20 protein-coding genes are annotated in these 19,933 nt (G+C 65.1%); 9 read left to right on the top strand and 11 right to left on the bottom strand.

Going from position 1 to position 19,933, the window contains the following annotated elements; translation table 11 throughout:
• Positions 1–103 precede the first annotated feature (103 nt).
• Positions 104–1,753, top strand: a complete 1,650-nt coding sequence (locus tag ACWKWX_RS17380) for an SGNH/GDSL hydrolase family protein (protein ID WP_483828439.1) — start codon at positions 104–106, stop codon at positions 1,751–1,753.
• Between the two features lie 123 nt (positions 1,754–1,876).
• On the opposite strand, the gene ACWKWX_RS17375 is transcribed toward ACWKWX_RS17380, so the two are convergent.
• Genes ACWKWX_RS17375 through ACWKWX_RS17360 form a run of 4 tightly spaced genes read right to left on the bottom strand, consistent with a single transcriptional unit; the run spans position 1,877 to position 6,687 of the window.
• On the bottom strand, positions 1,877–3,316 hold the full coding sequence (locus ACWKWX_RS17375) for an MBOAT family O-acyltransferase (RefSeq protein ID WP_483828438.1): 1,440 nt from the start codon (positions 3,314–3,316) through the stop codon (positions 1,877–1,879).
• The gene (locus ACWKWX_RS17370; protein ID WP_416423974.1) at positions 3,313–4,470 is read right to left on the bottom strand and encodes an SGNH/GDSL hydrolase family protein; all 1,158 of its coding nucleotides are present in this window, start codon (positions 4,468–4,470) and stop codon (positions 3,313–3,315) included. Before ACWKWX_RS17370 ends, ACWKWX_RS17375 begins: the two co-directional genes overlap by 4 nt.
• 34 nt (positions 4,471–4,504) lie before the next feature.
• Positions 4,505–6,406 (bottom strand): HAD-IIIC family phosphatase, encoded by a 1,902-nt coding sequence (locus ACWKWX_RS17365; RefSeq protein WP_483828437.1) that lies wholly within the window; start codon positions 6,404–6,406, stop codon positions 4,505–4,507.
• A 32-nt stretch (positions 6,407–6,438) separates the two neighbouring features.
• Positions 6,439–6,687, bottom strand: a complete 249-nt coding sequence (locus ACWKWX_RS17360; protein ID WP_483828436.1) for an acyl carrier protein — start codon at positions 6,685–6,687, stop codon at positions 6,439–6,441.
• A gap of 357 nt (positions 6,688–7,044) precedes the next feature.
• Here ACWKWX_RS17360 and proP point away from each other — a divergent pair, with 357 nt between their 5' ends.
• The 3 genes from proP (at position 7,045) to ACWKWX_RS17345 (ending at position 10,508) form a co-directional block, all read left to right on the top strand.
• A complete protein-coding gene (gene proP / locus ACWKWX_RS17355) occupies positions 7,045–8,547 on the top strand; it encodes a glycine betaine/L-proline transporter ProP (RefSeq protein WP_416423971.1) in 1,503 nt (500 codons plus the stop codon).
• Positions 8,548–8,733: 186 nt separating this feature from the next.
• The gene (locus tag ACWKWX_RS17350; RefSeq protein ID WP_416423970.1) at positions 8,734–9,504 is read left to right on the top strand and encodes a substrate-binding periplasmic protein; all 771 of its coding nucleotides are present in this window, start codon (positions 8,734–8,736) and stop codon (positions 9,502–9,504) included.
• A gap of 38 nt (positions 9,505–9,542) precedes the next feature.
• On the top strand, positions 9,543–10,508 hold the full coding sequence (locus ACWKWX_RS17345) for a ribonuclease Z (protein ID WP_483828435.1): 966 nt from the start codon (positions 9,543–9,545) through the stop codon (positions 10,506–10,508).
• An 84-nt stretch (positions 10,509–10,592) separates the two neighbouring features.
• Here the strand turns inward: ACWKWX_RS17345 and ACWKWX_RS17340 are convergent, their stop codons facing one another.
• From ACWKWX_RS17340 to ACWKWX_RS17320, 5 genes are all read right to left on the bottom strand, one after another.
• Complete coding sequence (locus ACWKWX_RS17340; protein WP_483828434.1) at positions 10,593–11,612, bottom strand: 2Fe-2S iron-sulfur cluster-binding protein; 1,020 nt, start codon at positions 11,610–11,612, stop codon at positions 10,593–10,595.
• A 50-nt stretch (positions 11,613–11,662) separates the two neighbouring features.
• Positions 11,663–12,565 carry a diiron oxygenase gene (locus ACWKWX_RS17335; protein WP_483828433.1) on the bottom strand — a complete coding sequence of 301 codons (903 nt, stop codon included), beginning with the start codon at positions 12,563–12,565 and terminating at the stop codon, positions 11,663–11,665.
• Between the two features lie 164 nt (positions 12,566–12,729).
• Positions 12,730–12,966, bottom strand: a complete 237-nt coding sequence (locus tag ACWKWX_RS17330) for a hypothetical protein (protein WP_483828432.1) — start codon at positions 12,964–12,966, stop codon at positions 12,730–12,732.
• A 1-nt stretch (position 12,967) separates the two neighbouring features.
• Positions 12,968–13,675 carry an MOSC domain-containing protein gene (locus ACWKWX_RS17325; RefSeq protein WP_483828431.1) on the bottom strand — a complete coding sequence of 236 codons (708 nt, stop codon included), beginning with the start codon at positions 13,673–13,675 and terminating at the stop codon, positions 12,968–12,970.
• On the bottom strand, positions 13,675–14,376 hold the full coding sequence (locus ACWKWX_RS17320; RefSeq protein ID WP_483828430.1) for a glutamine amidotransferase: 702 nt from the start codon (positions 14,374–14,376) through the stop codon (positions 13,675–13,677). Before ACWKWX_RS17320 ends, ACWKWX_RS17325 begins: the two co-directional genes overlap by 1 nt.
• A 28-nt stretch (positions 14,377–14,404) precedes the next feature.
• On the opposite strand from ACWKWX_RS17320, the gene ACWKWX_RS17315 reads away from it, so the two are divergent.
• From ACWKWX_RS17315 to ACWKWX_RS17295, 5 genes are all read left to right on the top strand, one after another.
• Complete coding sequence (locus tag ACWKWX_RS17315; RefSeq protein ID WP_483828429.1) at positions 14,405–15,706, top strand: aminotransferase class I/II-fold pyridoxal phosphate-dependent enzyme; 1,302 nt, start codon at positions 14,405–14,407, stop codon at positions 15,704–15,706.
• A gap of 116 nt (positions 15,707–15,822) precedes the next feature.
• Positions 15,823–16,068: a type II toxin-antitoxin system prevent-host-death family antitoxin gene (locus ACWKWX_RS17310; protein WP_416423962.1), complete on the top strand. Its 246-nt coding sequence runs from the start codon at positions 15,823–15,825 to the stop codon at positions 16,066–16,068.
• Positions 16,058–16,339 carry a type II toxin-antitoxin system RelE family toxin gene (locus ACWKWX_RS17305; RefSeq protein ID WP_416423961.1) on the top strand — a complete coding sequence of 94 codons (282 nt, stop codon included), beginning with the start codon at positions 16,058–16,060 and terminating at the stop codon, positions 16,337–16,339. The genes ACWKWX_RS17310 and ACWKWX_RS17305 overlap by 11 nt, the downstream gene beginning before the upstream one ends.
• Before the next feature lie 387 nt (positions 16,340–16,726).
• On the top strand, positions 16,727–17,053 hold the full coding sequence (locus ACWKWX_RS17300) for a hypothetical protein (protein WP_416423960.1): 327 nt from the start codon (positions 16,727–16,729) through the stop codon (positions 17,051–17,053).
• Positions 17,050–17,325, top strand: a complete 276-nt coding sequence (locus tag ACWKWX_RS17295) for a hypothetical protein (protein ID WP_483828428.1) — start codon at positions 17,050–17,052, stop codon at positions 17,323–17,325. The genes ACWKWX_RS17300 and ACWKWX_RS17295 overlap by 4 nt, the downstream gene beginning before the upstream one ends.
• Positions 17,326–17,521: 196 nt before the next feature.
• Here the strand turns inward: ACWKWX_RS17295 and ACWKWX_RS17290 are convergent, their stop codons facing one another.
• Together ACWKWX_RS17290 and ACWKWX_RS17285 are read right to left on the bottom strand one after the other, a co-directional pair.
• Complete coding sequence (locus ACWKWX_RS17290) at positions 17,522–17,956, bottom strand: MarR family winged helix-turn-helix transcriptional regulator (RefSeq protein WP_416423958.1); 435 nt, start codon at positions 17,954–17,956, stop codon at positions 17,522–17,524.
• Positions 17,957–17,969: 13 nt separating this feature from the next.
• Complete coding sequence (locus tag ACWKWX_RS17285) at positions 17,970–19,841, bottom strand: FAD-binding monooxygenase (RefSeq protein WP_483828427.1); 1,872 nt, start codon at positions 19,839–19,841, stop codon at positions 17,970–17,972.
• Between the last annotated feature and the right edge of the window lie 92 nt (positions 19,842–19,933).

Genomic DNA, 19,933 nt, shown 5'->3' with positions numbered 1-19,933 from the left:
AGCTGGCTTGCCAGCGAGCTGTTGGGGCCATAAAAGCTCGCTGGCAAGCCAGCTCCCACAAGACAGTTGCTGCTACGCTGCTGGTTTGACTGTGGAGGTGGCCATGGCGCGCCCTTGCAAACCCTGTGTGCTGGCGTGGTTGTGGGTGGCAAGCCTCGGCGTGCAGGCGGCGCCGCTGCCGTTGGATGTAATCGGGCTGTATGTCACCGGCGCCACGCCGGTCGTGGCCGGCAGCGGCTACCAGGCTGGCGACACGTTGGCGTTGCCCGGCGGCGCCACGGTCAGCGTCGCGAAGCTGACGGCCGGTACCGGCATCGCCGAGGTCAGCGTCACCCAACCGTTGCTGCACGACTGCCTGGGACCCGAGCCCGTAACGGCCTCCTCCACCCACGGCAGCGGCGCGCAGTTCACCCTGGCCGTGCTGCGCCCCACCGCCTACGGCACGCACCTGTTGAGCCGCTGCTACCAGGGCCCGGCCATCACCGCTGAAGGCAAGGCGCTGAAGTTCCTCGCCGACGGATCGCTGGCCCCCGGCGCCCTCGCCCGTATTGCCGTGTGGCACGACCAGGGCGGCGGCAACAACGATGCCACCCAGCCCGATGCGACCCTGCGCCCCGTGCTCAGCGCTGACCGCCGCCACGGCAACAGCCGCGCGGTGCTGTTCGATGCCCACGCCGGTGCCGGCGAATGGGACCCCGCCAACACCTACCTGACCCTCCCCGCCAGCGTGACCCTGGCCGCCAACCACTTCACCCTGGCGGTGATCGGCGCGGCCACCTCGGCGTTCGCGCCGGTCGGGTTCGTGACGGTGGGCGATATCGCCGACCGCAACGCCGGCCTGGAATTCGCCCACTACAGCACCCAGCCCACCGCCTGCGACGGCGCCGGCGACAACGCCTACGCCGCCGTGGTGCCTACCGAGACCCCGGCAGTCATCGTCTGCAGCGCCGACGCCCAGGGCAAGACCCTGGACATGCTCGGCACTTCCACAACCACCCCCGGCGGCAATGCCACGCCGCTGGCCGGCGGCAGCCTGGGCCTGAGCGGCGGCGATCGCTCGGGGCTGGTGAACCTGTCGGCGGCGATCATCGTGCCCTGGCCGCTGGACGCGACCACGCGGGCGGCGTTGAACACTTCGCTGGCACAGACCTTCGGCCTGCCGGCGCCCAACGGTGGGGTGATCGTGGTGCTGGGTGACAGCCATTCCGATGGCAGCGGCGCGCCGTTCCAGCAAGGCTGGCCGCAGCAGATGATTCGCCAGCTGGGCCGCGACGATATCCAGCTGGTCAATGCCGCGCGCTATGGCGGGCGGCTGGCCGACGCCGTGGGCCGGTGGGAGCAATATGCCCTGCCCAACCTTGCCGCGAGCCGCTCGCCGAACAAGGTCGTCATCCTGCAAGGCGGCTACAACGACCAGCAATCGGGGCAAAGCGCCGACGACATCCTCGCCACCTACCGCCGCGGCGCCGTCCTGGCGCACAAGGCCGGGGCCAAGGTGGTGTGCGTGGCCGACGTGATCCGCAGCGCCGAGCCACGCGCCAACAGTACCTTGATGGTGGTCAACGCCGCCCTCCGCGCGCCGCTGGACAGCTGCGACGCGGTGATCGACTGGGCCAGCGAACCGGCGTTCAACCGCCCGGCCGGCCCCTACCCGCCGCCGCTGTTCGCCAGCGACCGCATTCACCTGACGGCCCAGGGGCAGGCGCTGCAGGCGCGGATGGCGGCGGCGGTAATCGCCGGGTTATTGAAATGACTCGTCGCGCCAACACAATTGCGTAGCCGCTGCCGCCAGGCTGCGCTGGCTCCCAGGTACGCTAAAAATCTCCAGCGTGGCTGAGGGCCAGCGCAGCCTGTCGGCAGCGGCTACGGGGTGGCATCAGAACGTCTTGTAGACGATGTCCGGGGCTGGGGAGTTGGCCAGCAGGATGAATACCGTGGTCAGGGTTGCCACCACGGTGATCGCCACGGTGCGCGTGTAGCGCGACTGCGCCACCGGCGTACCACCGGCCTTGAGCAACAGCACCACGGCCCACAGCCGGCGCACCGCTTCGATGACCACTGCTGCGCCGACCCACACCAGTGCCCACACCAGCAAGGTGCCGGCCCAGCCCAGCGCCGCGTAATAGGCACCAATCTGCGCCCAGCTGGCCCAGAACCAGAACAGCGTGAAGGCAAACCAGGCAAAGGTCAGCCCACGCGCGGCAATCAGGTACAGCGGGTTGGCGCACAAGGCCTTGTACGGCTTCTTGCCCAGGCGCTGGGCCATCTGGATCTGGTACAGCTTGTTCGCCGCCACGCCGCCGCCCTGCAACAGGCCGAACATCACGAACTCCGAAGTTTGCCCGTGCCAGATACCCACCAGGAAAAACGTCACGAAGAACGCCAGCACGCCCAGGAACGGCTCGACGCTGCGCGCCGGGAAGCGCTCCATCAGGCTCATCAGCACGGTGTTGTAGACGTAGGTCTTCAACCAGTTGGACAGCGACATGTGCCAGCGGCCCCAGAAGTTGATGAAGTTCTCGGCAATGAAAGGCTTGTTGAAGTTCTCCGGCAGCCGCAGCCCGAAGAAATAGCCCACGCCGATGACCACGTCGGTGTAGCCGGAGAAGTTGCAGTACAGGAACAACGGGTAGCTCACGGCAATGATCACGCCCTGGGCCGCCGTGCCCCACAGCCCGGGGGTTTCCGGCAGCAACGCCAGCGCCTGCAACTGCAGGTCATGCAGCACATGGGACAGCACGAACACCTTGAAGAAGCCGATGAAAATGCGCTCGACCCCCTGCCCGGCGATGATCAGGTCCGGCCGCGACAGCGTGTCGGCCTGCGCCTTGTAGTCGGGGTAACGCTGGATAGGCCCGGAGATCAGCGCGGTGAAGTTCAGCGTGTAGTTGACGTAGCCCAGCGCCGTGATCGGCGGCAAGGTGCCGCCCCGGGCGTCGATCACCAGGTGCAGCACGCGGAAGAACACGTAGGACAGGCCTACGGTGGCGTAGGGAAACGCCAGGAACATCCCCGAGGGGAAGAACCCGTATTTCTTCAGCCAGGCGAACACCAGCACGATCGCCAGCACTGAGCAGGCGAACAGCAGCCGGTGGTCGGCCCCCGGCGTGCGCTGCACCAGGCGCATCAGGCCGAAGCCGAACGCCAGGAACAGCAGGAACGGCCCACAGGCCGTTACGCTGGGCATCAGGGTGGCGAAGAACACCAGGTTGGTGGCCAGCAGCACCGCCTGGCGCCAGCCCGCCGCCAGGAACAGGTTGAACACCAGCGCGGCAATGGCGGCAAAGCCGAGGAATTCGAATGACGGTACGTTCATGGCGTGGTCCTCGGCTGCAAGGCGGCGGTGGCCGCCCCGGTGGCACAGCTGGCGAAGCGGTCATCGGGCAGGTTCACCAGCCGCTGCACCACGGCGTCGGCGATCACCGCATGGCCTGCCCCCGAAGGGTGGCCGTCCACCGGGTAATACAGGTCGGCGGCGTTTTTCAGGTGGCTGAACTCGTCGCTGGTGTTGACGTAGACAATACCGTGGCGCCGCGCAATGTCGCCGATGGCCCGGCTGAACGCCCAGGGGTCGACGCCCGGCGGCGTGCGCGTGCCACTGATCATCGCCACCTGCGCCCGTTGCGGCACGTACACCAGCACCAGCGGCACGTGGGCGGCACGGGCCTGGTCGGCCATGTCGGCGAGCAGTTTCTCGTAGGTGTCCAGGCGGCTCTGCCAGAACGGCGTGAACGGCGTGCGCAGGAAGTTGGCCTTCTCGCCGTAGTGCAGGTAGAGGTCGGTGAACGCCTCGGCGTTCTTGAAGTAGAAGTACTGGGCAACGTACGCCGAGCGCGCCTGCTCCTTGATGGCCACGTAGAGACGGTTCAGCAGCGGCGGCTCGGGGGCCGGCGCCGCTGGCGCGCTGCTGGCCTCGAAGTCGGCGGGGTCGCGCTCCAGGTCGAACGGCACGATGCTGGTGATCAGCAGGTCCGGCGCCAGTTTCACCGCCTCATCGAAGTCCAGCTTGGCGCGGCTCCAGTTGTAGCCGATGCTGGCCACGTCCTGCACGTCGATGGCGCGGTGGCAGGAGGTGGCCAGGCTGGCGCCGACGCGCACCGGGTAGGACTGCTCGTACGGCACCAGGTAGCCCTGGGTCAGCGACGAGCCGAAGGCGACGATGCGCAAGGCACCCGCCGGCTTGCTGGCGCAGCTGCCCTGGGAGCGGAAACCGCAGTCGTTGTAGTGGTTGGTCACCCAAGGCCCCTCGGGGGCCTTGGTGCTGGAGGTGCAGTCGGGCTTGAAGCGCGTGCCCATGATGTCGTCCGGAATCTGGCAGCTGTCCAGCTGCTGCGCCGGGTAGAAATAACGCGCCAGGCCCTCGCCGGCGCCCAGCAGCACCGCCAGGGTGACGCCGACCAGCATGGGTATCAGCACCAGGTCGCGCCGCGGCAGCCTGGGCTTGCGCTGCTCGTTGGGAGTGTCGTCCATCAGCCTGCTCCATTGTTCTTGTTGTTGGGGTTGGTCAGGCGCTTTCGTGCCGTACGCGCATCAGCGGTGCCGATTTCTCGACGTCGGTGCCCAGCTCCCACAGCGTGGTGCCGTTGGGCTCCTCGCCCACCTGGGCAAAGCCCAGCTTCTGGTAGTGCTTCTGCACCATCATGTTGCGCTCCGACGGGATGTACTCGCCCACCAGGCGGGTGATGCCGCGCTGCCGGGCCTGGGCCAGAATCTCGCACAGCACGCTGTCTTCCACCTGCCGGCCAAGCACCCGGCAGCTCATCAGCCAGGTGTCGATGGCCCAGGTGTCGGGGGCCGAGGGCCGGCAGATGATCACGCTGATCATGCCGTTGTCGCCGAAGCGGTCGATCAGCCGCACCTGCAGGGTCAGGGTGCCGGCCTCCTGTTCCGCGGCCAGCACGTCGGCCTCGGTGTAGCGGCGCGTGGTGAGGTTGTACTGGTTGGACTTGTTGATCAGCTGCGCCACCCGCGCGCGGCCCATGGCGTCGAAGGGCTTGAAGACGATTTCCATGTCCAGCGAGGCCAGGTAGGCGTTCACGTCGCCGGCCTGCTGCTGCAGGGTGATGCGCCGGGCATTTTCCTGGTACAGCGCGGCGCGCTTGCGGTCTTCCTCGGAGAACAGCACCGCCTCGAAGTAGCCGGCCGCGGCCAGGGTACGGGCGTAGGACGCCGGGTCTTCCTCCAGCTCCGGCACCGCCACCTGGGGCAGGATCTGGCGGATCAGGCCGCGCTCCACCGGGTTGTCATCGAGGAACACCATAGCGTCCAGGCCCAGGGCCAACGACTCGGCGATGGCCTTGATGTTGGTGGCCTTGTCCTGCCAGTTGGCCTGGAACGCGGCGAAATGGTCTTCGCGCAGCAGCATCTCCGGGTGTTCCTGGAACGGCTTGCGGGCGATTTCCTCGGTGTTTTTCGACGACACCGCCAGCACGATGCCGCGCTCGCGCAGCGCCAGGGCCATGCGCTGCACCGCCAGGTGCGCCTCGCCCGTGGCGTCGCCTTGGGCGACCTTGATGCCCTCCACGCCATCGTCGCCAATGACCCCGCCCCACACGGTGTTATCGAGGTCGAGGATCAGGCAGCGGCGGCTGCGCCCGCGCCAGGCCGCCAGCAGCCGCGCCACATGGTCGGCGTACAGCGGCAGGCAGTCGCTGGCGAACGGCAGCTTGGCCAGGTTCCACTCGCCGGGCGAGTGCCAGGTGTCGAGGCCCACGGTAGCGGCCAGTTGCGCCACGTCCAGCAGCAGGTCTTCGCCCTTGGCCAGGCTGTCCACCAGGCGCCGGTTCAGCTCGTCCACCAGCCACAGCGGGGTGCCAGGTACCCGGCGCTCGAAGCTGCCGAACAGGGTTTCCGGCGGCGGCGCCAGGGTTTGCACGATGCAGGTGGCACCGCTGTGGCGGTGCACCGCGTCGCGCACGCCTTGCAGGTAGTTCATGGCCATCTCGACGTTGGCCAGCCCCGTGCCGGCGTCACCCGGCGTGGGCTGCCAGGGCAGCGCGCGGTAGTCCACGGCAATCAGCACGGCCTGGGGCCGGAAGGCGTTGACCGTGGAGTGCGCCTCGTTGGCCTCCTGCAGCACCTGGTCGTATTCGCCCTTCACCACCTGCAGCGCCAGGCCATGGCGCGCGGCGCTGGCCACCAGGGCGGCGGCGACAAAATCCTGGGTGCCGTTGCCCAGCACCGCCAGGCGCAGGGGCGTCAATGGCGCCAGGGAAACATCACTGGCCTGCAACTTGCCAATGGCGCTGGCGAGTTTCTGAAGTTGGTTGCCGTCCAGGGCGCAATTGGCCAGCGCTTGAATACTTCGACCCAGTTCGGGGGCATCTGCTTTTAAACCGCGGCATTGCACGGAGAAGTCGTCGGGTGCGTGTACCAACCAAGGAAGTGCGCTGATCAATTGAGACATGGTGTGATCCCCAGGATTAAAAAGTGAGCGGACTACTTGCTCTTTTTGGCAATGACCGCGACCAGATCGCCGACGTTCTTCAGCGAGCTTGTTTCCGAAGCAGCGAACTCTATGCCGAACTTCTTCTTGATCGACAGAAGCAGCCGCACATGGGCCATGCTGTCCCAGCCCTCCACGTCATCCGCCGTGGTTTCGGGGGTCAGCGCCAGGTTATCCTCGTCGAAGACGTCCTGGAAGACTTCGGTCAATTTGCTGTAGATAACACTTTCCTGTGCACTCATTTTGTTTGACTCTCTATTTAATGGCGACGGTGGCTTTATTTAAATTTGACGCCGCCAATTCATCCTTCAGGGTGCGGCGATTAACTGGCGTCAAAACTCGAACTTTTCCTGCGCGCACGCACAATTGCGGTGCGACGTGAAGTTCACGCGCAACACGAGTGGCAAAGTTCGGATAACGGCTTTGACTGTAGTACAGGTGTTACACCTGTGTAACTACCATTTATCCAAGTGTTTGGGGTGGTGGTGGGACGCGGCCTGTGGCCGCTGCTACAAGGGGCTTCGTCGGAGGGAGGATGGAATTATTTTGCGTGCCAACGTATCTGATGCCATAGACATCTCTGGTACCGAGTAACCCGTATGAAACTACGCAAGACACGCGTCAAGCCCATCGGCTTGAAAGACATCACCATCGTCGACGACGTCAAGATGCGCAAGGCGATCACCGCCGCCGCGCTGGGCAACGCCATGGAGTGGTTCGACTTCGGCGTGTATGGCTTCGTCGCCTACGTGCTGGGCAAGGTCTTCTTCCCCGGCGCCAACCCCAGCGTGCAGATGATCGCGGCCCTGGCGACCTTCTCCGTGCCGTTCCTGATCCGCCCCCTGGGCGGGCTGTTCTTCGGCGCGCTGGGGGACAAGTACGGCCGGCAGAAAGTGCTGGCCGCCACCATCGTCATCATGTCCCTGAGCACCTTCGCCATTGGCCTGATTCCCTCCTATGCCTCCATCGGCATCTGGGCGCCGATCCTGCTGTTGCTGGCGAAAATGGCCCAGGGTTTCTCGGTGGGCGGCGAATACACCGGCGCCTCGATCTTCGTCGCCGAATACGCCCCGGACCGCAAGCGCGGCTTTCTCGGCAGCTGGCTGGACTTCGGCTCGATTGCCGGCTTCGTCTTCGGCGCCGGCGTGGTGGTGCTGATTTCCACGGTGATCGGCGAGGACAAGTTCCAGGAATGGGGCTGGCGCCTGCCGTTCTTCCTCGCCCTGCCCCTGGGCATGCTCGGCCTGTACCTGCGCAACGCGCTGGAAGAAACCCCGGCGTTCCAGCAGCACGTGGAAAAGCTTGAACAGGGTGACCGCGAAGGCCTGGCCGGCGGCCCGAAAGTGTCGTTCAAGGAGGTGGCCACCCAGCACTGGCGCAGCCTGGTGACCTGCGTGGGCATGGTGGTGGCGACCAACGTCACCTACTACATGCTGCTCACCTACATGCCCAGCTACCTGTCGCACAACCTGCACTACAGCGAAGACCGCGGCGTGTTGATCATCATCGCCATCATGGTGGGGATGCTGTTCGTGCAGCCGGTGTTCGGCTTGCTGAGCGATAAGGTCGGCCGCCGCCCGTTCATCATCACCGGCAGCGTGGGCCTGTTCGTGCTGGCGATTCCGGCGTTCATGCTGATCACCAGCGGCAGCCTGGGGCTGATCTTCGCCGGCCTGCTGATCATTGCCGTGCTGCTGAACTTCTTCATCGGCGTCATGGCCTCGACCCTGCCGGCGATGTTCCCCACCCACATCCGCTACAGCGCCCTGGCCAGCGCCTTCAACATTTCGGTGCTGATCGCCGGCCTGACCCCGACCCTGGCCGCCTGGCTGGTGGAAACCACCAGCAACCTGTACATGCCGGCGTACTACCTGATGGTGGTGGCGGTGATCGGCCTGCTCACCGGCCTGTCGATGAAGGAAACCGCCAACAAGCCCCTGCGCGGCGCCGCCCCCGCCGCGTCGGACCTTGCCGAGGCGAAGGAACTGCTGCAGGAGCACCACGACAACATCGAGCAGAAAATCGAGGACATCGACGCGCAGATCGCCGAACTGCAGGCCAAGCGCGAAAACCTGGTGCAACAGCACCCCCGCATCAATTGACCCTTGCGTAGCCGCTGCCGACAGGCTGCGCTGGCCCTCGCCTGCACTGGAGATTTCCAGCGTACTGGAGGGCCAGCGCAGGCTTCGCCAGCGGCTACAGGGCCCGGGCAGATGCAGTGATGGCGATTTACACCTATGCTCCTGCCAATAACAGCATCACCCCCGTACCCGTTTTGAGTCACTGCCATGAGTCATTTCAAGCGTTCGCTACGCTGCTGCGCCGGCCTGCTCGTGCTGCTGTTGCCCGCGATTGCCGTGGCGGCCCGCACGGTGGACCTGTACCTGCCCGAAGCGCCGCCCCTGAGCATGAGCGGCAGCGCCGGCCAGCACGGCATCGTCGGCGAAGCCACGCTGAAGGCCGCCGCCCAGGCCGGCCTCGACCTGCACCTGCTGGTGCTGCCCTGGCCGCGTGCCCAGCACGACGTGCGCCAGGGCATCAATCAACTGATCATCCCCCTGTCACGCACCCCGGATCGGGAAAACGACTACACCTGGATCGCGCCGATCATGAGCATGGACCGGGCCTTTTTCAGCCTCGACCGCCGCGTCGAGACGTTTGCCCAGGCCCGCCAGGCCTACGCGCGCATCGCCGTGGGCCGCGGCAGCGCCCAGGAGCAGAAACTGCGCGACGAGGGCTTCAGCGACGAGCAGATCTACCCCCTGCAAATTGGCGAGAACCCCGCGCAACTGCTGCTGATGGGCCGCGTCGACGCCTGGTTCAACGGCGTGCCGGAAACCCGCTACATCTGGCGCGGCGTGTCGGACCGGCCCTTGCAGATGAGCCCGCCGCTGATGCAGTCGGACCTGTACCTGGCTTGCTCCAAACGCTGTGACGAAGCCATGGTGCGCAGCCTGCGCCAGGCCATGGACAACCTGCGCAGTGACGGCACCTTGCAGCGCATCGCCGACGCCTACCTGAAGGCCGGCCCCCAGGCGGCTGCCGGCACCGCCCCGTAGGCGTTACACTGGGGTTTTGCCAGCGAGGCATTCAACCCATGGACCTGCAGTTTCTGGGCACCTCATCCGGGGTCCCCACCAAGGCCCGCAATGTCAGCGCCACCGCCGTCATCGAGGCCTCCGGCAAGGCCTGGTACCTGGTGGACTGCGGCGAGGGCACCCAGCACCAGCTGTTGCGCACGCCGCTGTCGGTGCGCGACCTGCGCGCCATCTTCATCACCCACGTGCACGGCGACCACTGCTTCGGCCTGCCCGGGCTGCTGGCCAGCGCCGGCATGTCCGGGCGCAGCGAACCGCTGGAGCTGATCCTGCCCGATGCCCTGCAGGCCTGGGTGCGGCAGAGCCTGGCCGTGAGCGACACCCACCTGCCCTACGAGCTGCGCCTGCACGCCCTGGAAACCCTGGGCACGTGGAGTTGCGCCAGCATGAAGGTGAGCACCGTTGAGCTGTCGCACCGGGTGCCCAGCTACGGCTACGTGTTCGACGAGCTGAACCCCGAGCCGCGCCTGGATATCGACCGCCTGCAGGCCGACGGCGTGCCGCGCGGGCCGCTGTGGGGCGAACTGGCCCGCGGCCAGGGCGTGACCCATGAAGGCCGGCTGATACTGGCGAGCGACTACCAGCGCGCTTCGCGCCCTGGCCACCGGGTAATCGTCTGCGGCGACAACGACCGCCCCGAGCTGCTGGCCAGCGTCGCCAAGGGCGCCGACGTGCTGGTGCACGAGGCCACCTTCACCGAGCCGGTGCTGGCAGGCGCCCGCACCAGCTATGGCCACAGCACCGCCGCGGCCGTGGCACGCTTCGCGCAAGCTGCGGGGGTGCCGAACCTGGTGCTGACGCACTTCAGTGCGCGGTACCAGAACAACCCGCAGCGCAGCCCTTGCATTGGCGATGTGCGGGAAGAGGCGGCCGCGCAGTATGGCGGGCGGTTGGTGCTGGCGGGGGACTTGTGCCGGTATCGTTTGGGGCGGGATGGGGGGTTGGTGGAGCTTACGGAGTTATGACTGGGGTGGTGCCGGACGCGGCCTGCGGCCGCTGCTACACCTCCTGTGGCAGCGGCCGCAGGCCGCGTCTCAGCCAACGCCGGCTTATCCCGCGGTTTCGATGGAAATCCCAGCGCCCGTCGCGAACGTGCAACACGCCAGTACATAGCCCTGCTGACGCTCTTTATCGCTAAGCGCCAACTGGGCGTTGCTACGGTAATCGCCGTCCACCACCTTGATCCTGCACCGACCGCAAATGCCCGCACGGCATTGGTGCTGGATACTGACGCCTTGCTCCTCAAGTGCGGTGAGGAGGTTCTTGGCCGAGTCAATCACTACCGTCTCAGTGCCGATTTTTACCGCCACGGCGTTCGCGCCGCCCAGCGGTTGCGGCGCCTCAGCGGCCGAAAACGCTTCGACGAACAACGTGCAGTGGGGCAGCCGTTGACGAGCCTGCGCCGCGAAAAAATCGGCAAAGGCAAGGCCGCCACAAATCACCACGCTGTCCCATGACGAGCCGCCAAAGACCTCCCCCGCGGTGGGCCGACCCGCAGCGAAGCAGGAGTGGCCAGACACCACGGCCTGGCGGGTAAGCCTGACATTCAACTCAAACCACGCCGCGGTCAAACTCAAGGACAGCAACTCCGTCAGGAACGGCAAGCACTCCAGCACCGGCGTCACGATGACCAGCCTCACCTTGAGCACACCGACGCCCGCCAGATGCTGCTTGGCGATATCCCGCACCAGCGCAATGGGTACGGTCACACCGATACCCGCTGCCAGCATGAGTACCGTGCTGTTACCGGCAAGTTGCCGTGAGGTTATCTGGCCTGCAACGTCGACCAGGTTGACCAGCGCGCCGGGCTGCAGGCGCCTCACCAAATTATCGGAAACCCCACCGTCGCCCTTGCGCCGCACCGAAATCTCGAACGTATCCGGCGCAGTAGCGCCAGATATCGAATAACAACGGGTGCCACTGTTGCCTTGCACGTCGGGAAAATCAATCATCACGAAACGCCCCGGGTCAAAGGTTTGCTCCGGCTGCGGTTGCATGGCCTTGAAACCAAACGACCAGACATCCACTGACTCTTGCCTGACAAACTCGCACGATAAAAACGCGCCCATAAAGCGTCCAACCTCTCAACTTCATACATACCAGGAACGGTGTGACGGGTTTACGCGAGGCCAATTCGGGATAACAGGGAGTTCACCGAATCGGTATAAACTTCGACCTCGGCAAAACTGGAACTGTCGGCAACTATATCGGCACCCTCTTGCAGGCCGACCATGGCGAACACCCTGCCCCACGCCCCCATTTCATTATCGGCAAACATATGCACTGTTTTACGGATAATGCGCTGCAAGTAATTACGCTCAGCCTTGGTCAGGTCGGAAACAATTTCGATGGCGGCAAAGGAGAACACGCTTGAGTGGCTCCATTCATCTTCCGCATGAGTACGTGTCACTTCACGACAGACGGCCTGGATAGCGTTGTCTTCGGACATCCGCTTGAGGTAGTCGGTAATCATCGTCTCGCTGGCACACGCCATGCCGAAGCGGGTCAGGCGGCGCTCCCATTCAGCGCAACAGGAAGAAAGAATCTCGTCCTTCCAACGCAGCAGGTTGAAGTCGGTAAACTGCAGCACCGGTAGCCGGCGGTGGCAGTAGATGTAGTTGCAGGCGCTGACAGACATCTTGGTGTGCAGGGCTTCGTCCAGCAACGCCTCGGCGATGGCCGCCTGGAACATCCTGCGGCTGTCGCCGGTCAGCGGCGAGACCTTGAGCAGGTCCTCGCACGCCGGGGTGACAATATCGCACTCGATATAAATGGTCTTCAGGTTATAAATGATCCAGGCATAAGAGAGACAGCTTGATTTCACCTGTGGATCGGCGCCGCGCCATGCGTCATGTTGGGAAAATGGCAACAGCGCTTCGCAGAAATCCGGCCGAGTTGAATCAAACAACAAGGCCGAGATATCCAAGGAAGGCTTATTGACTGCAGCCCGGGTGCTCCACAGTTCGGATAGCTTGGCCAGCATCTCCATGACTGGATTGGATTCCCGATACACGTCCGACATTGTGTTCCTCCTGAGCAACTCGCGTGATAAATCATCTTGATTCTTCTTGTCACCCGGCATCGGGACCCAAGGAAAATGATTATCATGCAAGTTGGTTCAAGCGAATACCCTATCGGGCAAAATCAGAAGTCTCCTACATTCAAACGAAGGCCGACCCGCAATAATCAATTAAATGGGAATAACTCGAACAGTGGTTCAGCAGACAGCATCTTCACCCCCGCAGGAGAAACCTCCAGCAGGCGCTTCTCGCCATGCTTTTTCACCACCGATATATCGAAGCCTTGTTCCAAGGGGAAACGTGCGGCAACGTCGGCCAATATCGTCCTGGCGTCCAGATGTTCGATGTCGACCACGCACCAGCGCTTTTTAGCCTTGCACACCACAACCCTGTACATATCCATCTCAACCCCCTGCTACTGTCATTTGCGCAGGCCCACATAGCCTGCCATTCCAATCCTCCACCTGCGCCTGCTCCACCCGGCGCTGCACCAGCCGCTGCCACGACGGCACCAGCGGCAACGCCGCCAGCCCCAGCAGCTCATCGCGGTCCAGGGTGCGTTGGTACAGCACCGCCACTACTCGCGCCAGGCTCCAGTCGGGGTGGGGTCGGGCCTCCAGGGCGAAGCGGTCACCAGCGCGCATCTGCCCGCCTTCCAGCACCCGGAAATACCAGCCGGTCATGCCGGTGCCCTGCATGCGCAAGGCCATGTCCGGCACGCCGAAACGGTCGTTGAGCTTCCAGCACGGCTGGCGGGTCTGGCTGACCTCCAGCAGCGTGGTGCCGCAGCGGATGACATCGCCCAGGCAGATGGTTTGCTCGGTCATGCCCACCGTGGCGAGGTTTTCACCGAAGGCGCCGGGCGCGGCCAGCAGCGGGTGCTCGCCTAGCAACTGTTGCCAGCGCGCGTAGTGTTCCCGGGGGTACAAGTGGATGGCCTTGTCCACGCCACCATGAATGCGCAGGTCACCTTGCTCATCGCCTGCAAGGCCGAGGGCCGTAGCCGCCAACGCCCCTTCAACGGCGTGCTTGGCGATGGCGCTGCGGGTGCCTCTGCGCATAAAGGGCACGGCCTTGCCTACCAGCAAGGCGTCCAGTTGGCCCAGGCGCATCAGGCGCCGGCCTGGTCGAGCCAGGCCGCGAACAGGTGCTGGTTCACACGCACCAGGTCGTCCCCCACCGTTGCCGCCTGTGCCCGCAACGTGCGCGGGTCGATACCGGCGCCGGCCAGTTCTGCGGCGTGCCCCACCAGCCAGGCCTCCAGCTGCCGTGGGTCGGCCTCGGGGTGGAACTGCAGCGCCAGCACCGCATTGCCGACGCTGAACGCCTGGTTTGCGCAGTGCTCGGAACGGGCCAGGTGGGTGGCGCCGGCCGGAATCTGGAATTGGTCGCCGTGCCAATGCAGCACCGGCCCGGCCCCTTGCAGGGGGGCCAACACCGACTGTCGGCCCGCTTCAGTCAGGTTCACCGGCGCGTAGCCGATTTCCTTGTAGCCCATGGCACGGACCTCGGCGCCCAGCGCGCGGGCAATCAGTTGCGCGCCCAGGCAGATGCCCAACAAGGGCTTGCCGCTGGCCAGCCGCTGTTGCACCAGGCGCAGTGCGTCGGCCAGGTAAGGGTACGTGGCCTCGTCGAACGCGCCGAGCGGGCCGCCGAGCATCACCAGCAGGTCGGGCTCGCCGGCATCGAGTTCGGCCAGTGCTGCCAACGGCGCCTCGATGACGCGAAGCTGATAGCCACGCTGTTCCAGCACGGCGCCGTACACGCCAATACCCTCAAACGGCACATGTCTTACTAACCAAGCGCTTTTCATATTTGTACCAATACAATATAGTGAATGTATGAATACATTATTGGCTTCAGGCACCACCGCTGTCGAGATCGCTGAATCGATTGAGCGGGCAATCCGTGCCCACGAAATTGTTACCGGGCAACTGCTTCCAGCCGTGCGCCAGCTCGCCAGCCAGCTGCAGGTCAGCCCCAACACTGTGGCGGCGGCCTACAAGCACCTGCGCGATGCCGGCTGGGTGGACACCGATGGGCGCCGCGGCACCCGCGTCGCCGAGCGCGTGGCGCCAGCCGTGGCGCGGCATGCCCTGCCCGCGCATTTGCGTGACGTGGCCAGCGGCAACGTCGACCCCAGGTTGCTGCCGCGGCTGCAAGGTGACTGGCTGAACCAGTTGCCCGCCGACACGGGTCATGACTTGCAGAGCGACCATCCGGCGTTGCTGACCATGGCCGCGCAATGGCTGCGCGACCAGCAGCTGCCCACCGAACATATCGGCGTGTTCCACGGCGCCATGGACGCCATGGAAAAAGCCCTGCGCGCGCACTGCCGGCCGGGCAACCGGGTGCTGGTGGAAGACCCCTGCTGGCCGCCGGTGCTGGCGTTGCTGGCGAGCCTGCGGCTCAAGGCCGTGCCGTTGGCCGGCGACGTACACGGCGCCTGCCCGCCCGGCGGGTTGGGCGATGTGCCCGCTGTAATCCTCACGCCACGGGCGCACAACCCCACGGGGCGCTCGTTTTCACCCGCCCGTTGGCGCGAATGGGCGGCCGCGTTGCAAGGCAGCCCGGAAACACTGCTGATCCTCGACGACCACTGGGGGCCCTTGAGCCAAGGCGGGCCCGCGCAGCTTGCGCCCCTGCCCGCGCGCTGGCTGCACATCACCTCGGTGAGCAAGTTCCTGGGCCCCGACCTGCGCCTGTCGGTGGTGGCCGCCAACGGGGCGTTGCTGGCCGACATGCAGCGCTTGCAGGCGGTGGCGTCACGCTGGGTGAGTCACCTTTTGCAGCGGCTGGCCGCCGGGTTGTGGCAGCAGGTGGTGGCCGATGGGCAACTGGCGCGCGCCGCCGACAGCTACGCGCAGCGGCGCCTGGCATTGATTCGCGCGCTGAACGCCGAAGGCGTGCGCTGCGAGGGGCCGGGCGAAGGGTTGCATGTGTGGATTGCCGTGGCCGATGAGACCACGGCGGTGCAGGCGCTGGCGTCGTACGGGTGGGCAGTGCAGGCCGGCAAGCCGTTTCGCTTGGGGGATGGCGCGGCGATTCGGCTGAGCGTGGCGAACATGGGTATAGAGGATGTGCCGGGGTTGGCGAGGGATATGGCGGCGGGGTTGAGGGTGAGTTATAAGCCGGTGTATTGACATCTCGTATTCCCATAACACACCGCTACCTTTAGGGCGGACCAGTGGGGGTGTGTAAGATTTGCATTGTCACACACAAAAGACCAAAATAAAGACCTTAATTGAGGGCTTAAATTATGCAAAGCGTTCTCGCCGAAATGGCCGTCAGCGTCTCCGAGCTGAAGAAGAATCCAACAGCTGTCATGAACAGTGCTGAAGGTCAGCCGATTGCGGTACTCAACCACAATCGAGTGATGGGGTACATGGTGCCGGCTGAGGTTTTTGAAGCCATGATGGAACGTCTGGATGATCTGGACCTTGTCGAAATTGCCAAATCCCGTCAACACGAAAAGGGCATCCCGGTAGACCTGGATGACTTATAGGCTTGAGTTCGTCCCAGCAGCCTTCAAGGAATGGGAAAAGCTGGGCCATACACTGCGAGAACAGTTGAAGAAAAAGCTGCGTCAGCGGCTGGAGGCCCCAAGAGTCGCTGGCGATGCATTGGCCGGGATGCCGGATCACTACAAAATCAAGTTGAAGAGCGCAGGCTATCGCCTCGTTTACCGGGTTGAAGATGACCGAGTAGTGGTGACAATTGTGGCAATTGGCAAGCGATCACGCAGTGAGGTTTACGACGCTGCAAAGTTGCGGTAGAGGCTGTTTTAATACGTCTTCGGAAATGCCCTAGGAAATTTCACACAAGATCTGAGATAATCCCCTTACACACAGAAAATAATGACGAAATGTTTCTATCATCGTCGTTCGTGATTTTCGCTTGCACTGACTTTTTGACGAGGCTACTCTCCGTCCGCCGCTGCCAAATCAGCGGACGGGTTTCGCAGCCCAGAGAATATTCGTCAGGCGCCAAGCGCCGTCATTCCCGTTGCCGTTTGCGGCAATATCTTGTTATGGCGGCTGAGCGTGGGGCACCTTCGGGTGCGCCGGGTACCTGACGGTCCGGTCTGCGAACCTGCGAACAGCCGCCACCCATTCCGTTCGCAGCGGAACTTGGCGGTTCATTGAATCGTCAGGAGCATCACCATGGTCAAGCCGACCCCCGACCCACCCGAATCCCCCCTCAATGGCATCGACATGGACCTCAAGGACCTGCTCAGCCTGGCGCTGCTGCAAGGCCTGCCTGCCAACCTGCCACGCATCCCCCATTATTTGCACGCGCTCAAACGCACCCTTGACCGCGCCAATCAGTCGCTGGACCTGTTGGAGCAGCGCCTGCCGATCGTCGATGCCGTCGTGGCCGAGGAACCCTTTATCCAGGAAGCGTTGGACGCCGTGCGCGGCCAATTGCTGTTGAGCCACGTGCTGATCGATTCCACCCTGAACCACTGCGCAGGAGCGCCCACCCCATGACCGATTCACTCACCACTCACCACGCCTTTGGTCCTTGCGCAGGCGATTTGCCAATTCTGGCGGTGCGCGACGGCATGCCCGTAAACGAGGCACTGACCCAGGCGTGCGAATACCTGAAAGGCGTGAGCGCGGGCGCAGCGGAATTGGTGGAAAACGGCCCGCCGCACCTGCGCGCGTTGGCGCGCCATGTGGAGCACGCCAGCGAGATCGCCCGGGCGTTGGTGGAGGCGTCGGTGGCGGGGTTGGCAAGGGCGAGCGCGGAACCCGCGTAGCAGCGGCCTCAGGCCGCGTCCGAATGCGCTGCGTGTCTTCCGGAATAACGCGGCGTGGCCGGACGCCGCCTGCGGCAGCTGCTACGCGAAATAATGCGCGCGCAACACCGCGTAGCAGCGGCCGCAGGCCGCGTCCGAATACGCTGCGTATCTTCAGGAATACCGCGGCGTGGCCGGACGCGGCCTTTGGCCGCTGCTACGGGAGGGGGGCCAGCAGGCGTTCCATCAGGCCGCGCAGTTGCTCGCGCTCTTCGCTGCTCAGGTGCTGGGTGAGCACCTGTTCGACGTTGGCGACCCGCGGTTTGAGTTCGCCCAGTTGCGCCCGGCCGGGCGCGGTCAGGTAGAGGGTGTTGCGGCGCTTGTCCTGGGGGTCGCCCACGCGTTCGAGCACGCCGTTGCGCACCATGCGCGCCACCAGTTCGGCGATGGTGGAGCGGTCCAGGTCGAGCTCGTCGCCCAGCTCGCGCTGGCTGATGCCGGGGCGTTGCTCCAGCACCAGCAGCACCGCGTACTGCACGCTGGTGACTTCCGTGGACACTTCGCGCTGCCAGATGGCGACGTGGCGTTGTTGCGCCCGGCGTATCAGGCTGCCGGTGTGCACGAGAATGCGAGGGTGAGCGTCAAGCGGCACAGTGGACTGCCTTCTATTGCGGAACAAGAATCGGCTGCAAGAATGCCTCCAGTTCACCGTGGCCGTCCAGTGGCAGCACATGGGCGATGTACTGGTCAGGCCGCACCAGCACCAGCGCGCCGTGCACCGGGTCGATGCCGCGCAGGGCGAAAATGTCGGCCGCCGCGTCGACGACGAAGGCCTTCTCATAGTCAATCAGCCCGAAGCAACCCTTGCGCGGCAGCAGGAGCGCCGGCAGCTGTTCGACGGGCAGCGCCTGGCGGTACACGGCACGCACGTCCAGCACGCTGTCCAGGTCGGCACCGGCCGGGGTGAAGCGCCGCACCGGCGAGCCAAGGTCGTTGAGCAGGTACTCGCACAGCCCCGCCAGCGCCTGCCCCGAGGCATCGGCGAAGGCATACAGCCGCCAGCGCCCGTCCGCCTGCGCCGCGTGGCCCAGCTGCATGGGCCGGGCATCGGCCAGGCGGATCACCGGCGCAGAATGGAACCGCGCACCGATCGCCAAGCCACTGGCCAGGGCCTGCCAGGTGCCCCGCCCGGTCAGCGGCCCCGGCCGGTAGCGGGTGGCAACGCCGGCAGTGTAGCGGCCGGCCTGGACGAAATACGCCTGCAGCTCGCTGGGGTCGACGCCGCCAGCGGCCGGGTTCAGCGGGTCCTTGGGCGGCGCCCCCATCATCGCCGACCACTCCTTGTCGAAGTTGATCAACTCCTGGGCCACCGGCTGGCGCTCTTGGGAATAGCTGGCCAACAGCGATGTTGGGCTACGCCCCTGCAACACCGCCGCCAGTTTCCAACCCAGGTTGAAGGCGTCCTGCATGGACACGTTCATGCCCTGCCCGGCCTTGGCACTGTGGGTATGGCAGGCGTCGCCGGCGATGAACACCCGCGGTTCACGCACTTGCCCGGCGGCGTCCACGCTGTCGTCGAAACGGTCAGTAAGGCGCTGGCCCACCTCATACACCGACGACCACACCACGCTTTTCACCTCCAGCACATACGGCTGCAGGATGCGCTGCGCGGTAGCAATCAACGCCTCCACCGCCGTGGCGCGAATGGCCGCGCGGTTGGCCTCGGTAACCTCGCCCAGGTCCACGTACAGGCGCACCAGGTGCCCGCCTTCGCGCGGGATGAGGATCATGTTGCCCGCCGCCGACTGCACCGCGGCCTTCAGGCGCACGTCGGGAAAATCCGTCACCGCCAGCACGTCCATCACGCCCCAGGCGTGGTTGGCGGCATCGCCGCGCAGCTGCTGGCCGATGGCCGCGCGCACCTGGCTGCGGGCACCGTCACACCCCACCAGGTAGCGGGCGCGCACCTGCACCTCAGGCCCACCGTCGGTGCGCTGCAAGGTGGCTTGCACCGGGTGGCTGGGATGCTCATCGCGGGTGAGGTGCGCCAGCGCCAGGTTGTAGTCCGGCGCCAGGCGCTGGGGGCCCTTGAGCATGCTGTCGAGCAGGTAATCCTGGATACGTGCCTGGTTGACGATGACGTGGGGGAATTCCGACAGCCCGTCCTCGGTGTCCTGCACCCGGCCGGTGCGCTCGATGCGCTGGCGGTCGGCCGCAGCCGGGCGCCAGAACGCCGTTTCATTGACCCAGTAGGCCTCGCGCAGCAGCGGCTCGGCCAGGCCGAACGCCTGGAACATCTCGACGCTGCGGCAGGCGATGCCGTCGGCCTGGCCCAGTTGCAGGCGACCGGCGCGGCGCTCGACCACGCGGGTGACGATGCCGGGGAACCGCGCCAGCTGCGCGGCCAGCACCAGCCCGGCAGGGCCGCTGCCGACGATCAGTACATCGACCGCTTCGGGCAGCGCGGTGGTAGCGCCGCAGGCGGCGGGATGGAGGTCGGGGTCACCGGGCTGGAAGCCGTTGAGGTGGAATTGCATGGGGCGTTGTCCTTGTTGTTATTGAAGGGATGCGACGCGCCATTACGATATGCTCAGTATACGAACTATTTCAAGTGTTGTGTTTTTGTGCA

Source organism: Pseudomonas imperatae (genome assembly GCF_057128625.1).
This window is presented reverse-complemented; position numbering and strand designations above follow the sequence as displayed.